The sequence below is a fragment of the Parabacteroides acidifaciens genome, assembly GCF_003363715.1.
In the GTDB taxonomy this organism is placed as follows: Bacteria; Bacteroidota; Bacteroidia; order Bacteroidales; family Tannerellaceae; genus Parabacteroides; species Parabacteroides acidifaciens.
Window position 1 is genome coordinate 1 of record NZ_QREV01000097.1, and the last position, 6984, is coordinate 6984.

The following is a 6984-nucleotide window of genomic DNA, read 5'->3' on the forward strand; positions in this document are numbered from 1 at the left end:
AGTTCTGCAAAAACTCTGGTAGTTTCTTTTGTGGGCATGAAACCCCAGGAAGTCGGAGTTAAATCTAATTTGAAAATCATTCTTGAATCTGATAATCAGATGCTTGATGAAGTAATGGTCGTCGCTTATGGTACTGCAAAGAAAAGTTCTTTCACAGGATCAGCTTCAACTATTAGCAATGAGAAGTTGGAACTTCGTCCAATTACAAATCTGACAAAAGGTTTGGAAGGACAGGCCACTGGTTTGTTGACAACTTCAGGATCCGGACAGCCTGGTGAGGCTGCCTCTATTGTTATTCGCGGTTACGGTTCAATTAATGCATCCCAAGATCCGTTGTATGTCGTGGATGGTATTCCGTTTGATGGTTCTTTAAGCTCTATCAATCCTTCTGATATCGAATCTATGACCGTATTGAAGGATGCTTCTGCCGGAGCCTTGTATGGTGCACGTGGTGCTAATGGTGTTGTTATGATCACAACGAAACAAGGAAAAGAAGGTAAAGCACAAGTAGCATGGCGATCAACAGTTGGCTGGGCTTCACGTGCTATCCAACCATATGATATGGTTGATCAGAAAGACTTTGTACAATTGACTTATGAAGCTTTGCGCAATGGTTATGCTTTTAATTCCGGTTATTCATGGGAACAGGCTCAACAGATGGCAAGATCAGGTTTGAGTGCCAATTTAGGAGGTGAATTATACAATCCATTTAAAAACTACACATGGGACAATTTGATTAACCCTGAAACCGGAATGGTTCAAGCCGATGCTGCTTCGGCATGGGATGAACGATGGATGGATGCAGTTCAACGTGATAATGCGTTCAGACAGGAACATCAATTGTCAGTGAATGGAGGCTCCGATAAAACGAAATATATGTTTTCTCTTGGATATTTGAATGAAGATGGTATCCTTATAAACACAGGTTTCCAGCGTTATAATGCTCGTGTGAATGTTAATTCGAATGTAACCGACTGGTTCAAGGCTAATGTAAATGCATCTTTATCAAACTCGGTTCAAGACTATAGTGATTATGATGGCTCTTCTACATCAAACGTTTGGTATTCTGCACAATTTGTATCACCATTATTTCCCGTTTACATAAAAGGCTTGGATGGTAAAAATGTTTTAGGAGAAGATGGCAAACCACAGTTGGACTATGGTGAAAAAGGACGTCCGGGTAGTTATACGGATTATAACCCGGTCGGAGGTTTGACAGATGACAAATCAAATAGAAAAAATGATGTAGCAAGTCTACGTACAGGTGTAACCTTCGGTTCTGACAAAGACAACTTCGGGGTTTTCAAAGGGATAAAACTTAACGTGAACTTCGGTCTTGATTACCGTAACCAATCACGAATGAGCTATATGAATATGTATCACGGTAACCAGGCTACAGCCGGAGGTTTGTTGACAAAATACAATACTCGTATGCAGAGCTATACCTTCAACCAATTGCTGTCATGGAACCGCTCCTTTGGATTGCATTCTTTTGATGTTTTGGCTGGTCACGAATTTTATGCTTACAGCTACGAATATCTGGAAGCCGGAAAAACAAATTTGGTAGACGGTATTCTTGAACTGCGTCCAGGTACAACATTATATGCTGCAGACTCTTACACCGATAACTATCGTATTGAATCATGGTTAGGACGTTTCAACTATAACTATGATGAGAAATATTACTTCTCTGCATCTCTGCGTACAGACGGCTCTTCACGTTTTCAGAAAGACAATCGTTGGGGTACATTCTGGTCTATCGGTGGTAACTGGCGTATTTCAAGAGAAGCTTTTATGGAAGACGTTAAATGGGTAGACAATTTATCCCTGAAATTAAGCTACGGACAACAAGGAAACGACAATATCTTACATTCCAACGGAACAAGCAATTATTATTTATGGCAGAGTTTGTATGATTTGGGTTGGCCCAATTCAAACCAGATCGGCGGTATGGTTTCTTCTTTGGAAAACAAGGAAGTTTCTTGGGAAAAGAATGGGAACCTGAACGTTGGAGTTGAGGCTACATTATTCGGAAGTCGTTTAACTGTTAACGCAGAATATTATAATCGTAAAACGGTTGATATGTTGTTGAATTATCCGATGGCGACTTCTACCGGATTCAATGGCTATAATGCCAATGTCGGGGATATGAGAAACACCGGTTTTGAATTCGAATTGAGAGGAACTCCTATCAGAACAGACGACTTTACATGGAATATCAGTTTGATGGGTTCAACAGTGAAAAATAAAGTATTGAAACTGACCAATACTGCACCTGAAATTATCAAAGGTGTTTACAGTATTAAAGAAGGTATGCCTATTAATACATTCTATATGGCAAAGTCAGCAGGTGTGGATCCGGCAACAGGTGCACAGCTCTATTGGGTTTACGATAAGGATGAAAATGGTAATATCATTAACGAACGCATTAGCGATGACTATTCAAAAGCATCAACCAGTAAATATTATCTGGGAAATCGTATTCCGGATCTTTATGGCAGCATCGGGACAGACTTCTCTTATAAAGGCATCGACTTGGCAATCTTAACGACCTATTCTATTGGCGGTAAGATTTATGATAGCTTATATACTGGTTCCATGAATGCACAGTATGCAACGAACACATGGAATAAACATCAGTTACGCCGTTGGCAGAAGCCAGGTGACATTACAGATGTGCCTCGTGTAGAGATTAACGGGTCTTATACAACGACAGATCGCTTCTTGATCAATGCTTCTTATTTTGCAATCAAAAACATCACATTGGGTTATTCTTTACCAAAGGATTGGATGAGAAAGGCTAAACTGGGCAACGTCCGTGTATTCGGTTCTATCGATAATCTGGCACTGTTCTCTCACTTGCAGGGTATGGATCCCCAATATAACTTCAAGGGTGAAACTGATTATACTTATGCACCTAATAAGACCTATTCTTTTGGTGTAGAAATTAATTTCTAAAGTAGAAACATTTTTATAAGAAACAAGATGAAAAAGATATTCAAATATATGTTTGTCGGTCTGATGGCTTGTACAACTCTGTCATCCTGTCTGGAGAGTTCACTTGACACCGCCCCGACCGATTCAATGTCCGGAACCGGATTGTTGGCAACTGCAAATGCAGCCTTAGTTCCTCTGAACGGCCTTTATCGTTCCATGTATTCAGCATGGTCACCGACAGGAAATACACACCAGTGCTTCGGTATTAGTGCCTACAATTTAGCAGGAGACGTAATGGGAGACGACCATATCATGTCAGCTTCAGGTAGCGGTTGGTTCTGGTATGACTGTCTATATAATGTAAAAAGCAGATACACTTCTACGACATGGCGTTCATATGACTTATGGAATTGCTATTATACCTGGATTTCCAATGCAAACTATATTCTTTCTGCAGAGGAAACGATGGCCGGTACGGAAGCAGAAGTTCACAATATCATAGGACAAGCTTATGCAATACGGGCTTATTCTTATTTTATGCTGGCACAAAGTTTTGCACGCACTTACAAAGGACATGAATCAGAGCCTTGTTGCCCGATATATACCGAACCTACTGTTGCCGGAACGGAAGGGAAACCACGCTCTTCAGTGCAAGAAGTATATAACCAGATTGTCGGTGACATCAACAAAGCGGTAGAGCTATTAAACGGAACAAGTCGCAAACATATTTCTCATATAGACTATACTGTCGCCTTGGGTTTCCAAGCTCGTATTGCACAGGTAATGGAAGATTGGAATGTTGCAAAGAAAGCAGCTGAAGATGCGATTTCCGCAAGCAAATGTACGATTGCTAAAGTTTCGGAATTTAAGGGTTTGAATAGTGTCAATGCTTCGAATGTAATGTGGGGAGCTGAAATTATTTCTGACCAGAGTGGTATGTATGCAAGTTTGTTCTCTCATATGGATGCTGATGCTGACAAATACGGGGCAACAGCTCGTAAACAGATTAGCAAAAAGCTGTATGAGAAAATGGGGGCAACAGATGATCGTTTGACATGGTGGAATCCGGAAGATGCGAACAATAAAAATGGTGGTTACCAACAGGAAAAATTCAAATTTTCTGATATCCAGACTTGGATGGGTGATTATATTTGGATGCGTATAGAAGAAATGTACCTGATTGCAGCCGAAGCCGAATGCCGCTTAGGGAACGATGCAGGCGCACGTGAATATTTGATGGATCTGATGAGCAAACGTGATGCATCATACAGTTGTGCCCAGAAATCAGGGACAGCTATGGGCAAGCTGACTTCTGATTATACAGGTTCCTTGTTGGAAGAAATCATCATACAGCGTCGTATTGAACTTTGGGGTGAATTTGGTCGTATTTACGATATTCGCCGCCTAAAACAAGGTTTCAAGCGTACTGCAGATATGGGGTGGCCGACCGACGCTTTGCTTGGCAACCGTAATACAGATGATCCTGAAAGCTATATGTGGGTATTAACAATTCCTCAGTCTGAGTTTGACGGAAATGCTAATATGGATCCGACAAAAGATCAGAATCCGGTTGGGGATACTAAATAAATTCTATTCATTGATTAAAAGAATAAAGCGATGAAATATATTTCAAAATTATCAATAGCTCTTCTATCGATCGCATTGGCTTTTACGGCTTGCGATAGCAACCAGGAAGGTGTTATATATTCAGATGCAGCAAATGCCGCAGCTTTTGTAAGTGCATCTTTAGCTGATATTACAGTCTCGCCTGCCGATCCTACTTTTACAGTAGATGTCGTACGTGCAAATGCAGGTAGCGAACAAAGCGGAACTGTTGCTTTGACTGCGACAGTTGGAGACGAACCTCTGGTTGGTTGTACTGTTTCCGGTTACACTTTTGCAGCCGGTGAAAACATGGCAAAAATAACAGTAAATGTTTCTCCATTGGAAATTGGTAAAGAATTGGAAGTCACATTGACATTGGACAACACAAATGATCCTATTAGTGGTAGTAATACGGTTACTGTAACTGTCAACAAAGATTATAATTGGGTATCTTTAGGTACTGGTACATTTGCCGATATTCTGGCTTTCACAGAAAAGCCTTACAATGTGGAAATCCGGAAAGCTGAAGGTTTTGACCGTTACCGCGTAATCAAACCATATGAACAAGGCTTGAAGAATGATGATGGTCAATGGGGAAATGCGGTTGCAGCGACTTCTTGTGACTATATTGAATTCTGGATAAAGGACGGAATTATTTATTATAATAAGTTCTTTATCGGTATAAACTATGACGGTAGTCCTTCAAATGCAATTTATGCTTATCATCCAAGCTCTTTTTCAGGAACAACTCTTGTAAATAACAAGCAGCTTGATGACAAAACATTCCAGTTGGCGCCTTATTATTACATAGAAGCTTTGGAAGGTGGTTTTGACTATACAGGGGAAGGTGGTTCTATTCTTATTACTCTTCCATAAAAACATATAATATTATAATCCATAAAAGGCCGGGTTCTGTCAGTTAGAATCCGGCCTTTTTGTTCCCTAATGTACATAGAATATGAAACAAGTTAGTTTGAAATAGATTGATTTCAAATTAACTCATTTCATTTTTGCACGTTTCAAGTTTTGTGCCTACATTTGCTTCTACATAAAAAGATTGTTCTATGGAAGCACCATTTGTTTACGGACGCATTGCCGACAAGCAGAATTTCACAGATAGAAAAGATGAAGTTGCATTGTTAAGCCAGAATTTCAGTAGTCTTATTAATACTGTCATCATATCCCCGCGTCGTTGGGGTAAAACCTCTCTGGTGAATAAATGTGCAAGACTTTTATCTGAAAAAAATAAAGATATACTGGTTTGCCAGGTTGATATCTTTAATTGCCGGACAGAAGAACAATTTTACACAGCCTATGCCAATGCCTTGATGCGGGTATCGACCTCTGCTTGGGAAGAATTTGTTGCCGGTGTAAAAAAATATTTGGGACGAATGGCTCCGGTTGTCTCTCTTTCAGAAGGCAGCCAAAGTTATGAACTGTCGTTTGGGATCAGCTTTAAAGAAAACCGACTCTCCTATGATGAAATATTAGACCTGCCACAACAAATTGCTAAAGATAAAGGTAAAAAGATAATTGTTTGTATCGATGAATTTCAAAATATCAACGAATATGAGGATTCACTTGCTTTCCAACGTAAGCTACGTGCCCATTGGCAGAAGCAGACATCTGTTTGTTATTGCCTTTATGGAAGCAAGCGGCATATGTTATTAGATATTTTCAATGATTATAGTATGCCATTTTATAAATTCGGAGATATTCTTTTTTTACAAAAGATAAAACGGGAAGATTGGATTGCGTTTATTTCCCAACGCTTTGCAGACACTGGTAAACAAATTTCCGATGAATTATGCGGTATGATTGCCGATAAAATGAAGAATCATCCCTATTATACTCAACAATTGAGCCAGCAGACCTGGTTGCGAACTTTAGATGTCTGTTCGGAAGAAATAGTAGCCGAAGCATTCAACAGCTTGATAGGACAGTTAAGCCTGCTATTTACCAATATAATCGACTCATTAACTTCCCGTCAAATTAGTTTTCTTATTGCAGTTGCCGATGGTATTGTCAATTTTTCATCCAAAGACGTATTGAAACAATATCAATTAGGCACATCAGCCAATATCAAAAATCTAAGAAAAGCAACACTCGAAAAAGACCTGATCGATATCTTACCGGGTAATGTGATCGAAATCCAAGATCCGGCATTTGAATATTGGCTAAAAAATGGATATCAGGCTTCTGCAAAATAGTTTTTCATACGACTCGTTCAACAGGAATCTGGTAGAATAATAGTTCTATTTATATAGACTATTGTATGGAAGCAATTAATTCTATAATATTGGCTAATCATTTGAAAATCAATTAAAATAGCATCATGTCTACATGCTTTTATTGTTTTTGCTATTTTGAAGTAAATTAATATTAGTATTTTAAATAACACGTTGATTATCAACTATTTATACCGAAACATAGTTCTGCAAA

Annotated in this window: 4 protein-coding genes; all 4 read left to right on the top strand. The window is 39.2% G+C overall.

Going from position 1 to position 6984, the window contains the following annotated elements:
* Positions 1-15 precede the first annotated feature (15 nt).
* The 4 genes from DWU89_RS20040 (at position 16) to DWU89_RS20055 (ending at position 6752) form a co-directional block, all read left to right on the top strand.
* Positions 16-2958 (top strand): SusC/RagA family TonB-linked outer membrane protein, encoded by a 2943-nt coding sequence (locus DWU89_RS20040; protein ID WP_115501401.1) that lies wholly within the window; start codon positions 16-18, stop codon positions 2956-2958.
* Between the two features lie 27 nt (positions 2959-2985).
* Positions 2986-4524: a RagB/SusD family nutrient uptake outer membrane protein gene (locus DWU89_RS20045; protein WP_115501398.1), complete on the top strand. Its 1539-nt coding sequence runs from the start codon at positions 2986-2988 to the stop codon at positions 4522-4524.
* Positions 4525-4554: 30 nt separating this feature from the next.
* Entirely contained in the window at positions 4555-5418 is an 864-nt protein-coding gene (locus DWU89_RS20050; protein ID WP_115501399.1) for a hypothetical protein, read from the top strand.
* Positions 5419-5606: 188 nt separating this feature from the next.
* Complete coding sequence (locus DWU89_RS20055; protein ID WP_115501400.1) at positions 5607-6752, top strand: AAA family ATPase; 1146 nt, start codon at positions 5607-5609, stop codon at positions 6750-6752.
* Positions 6753-6984 lie beyond the last annotated feature (232 nt).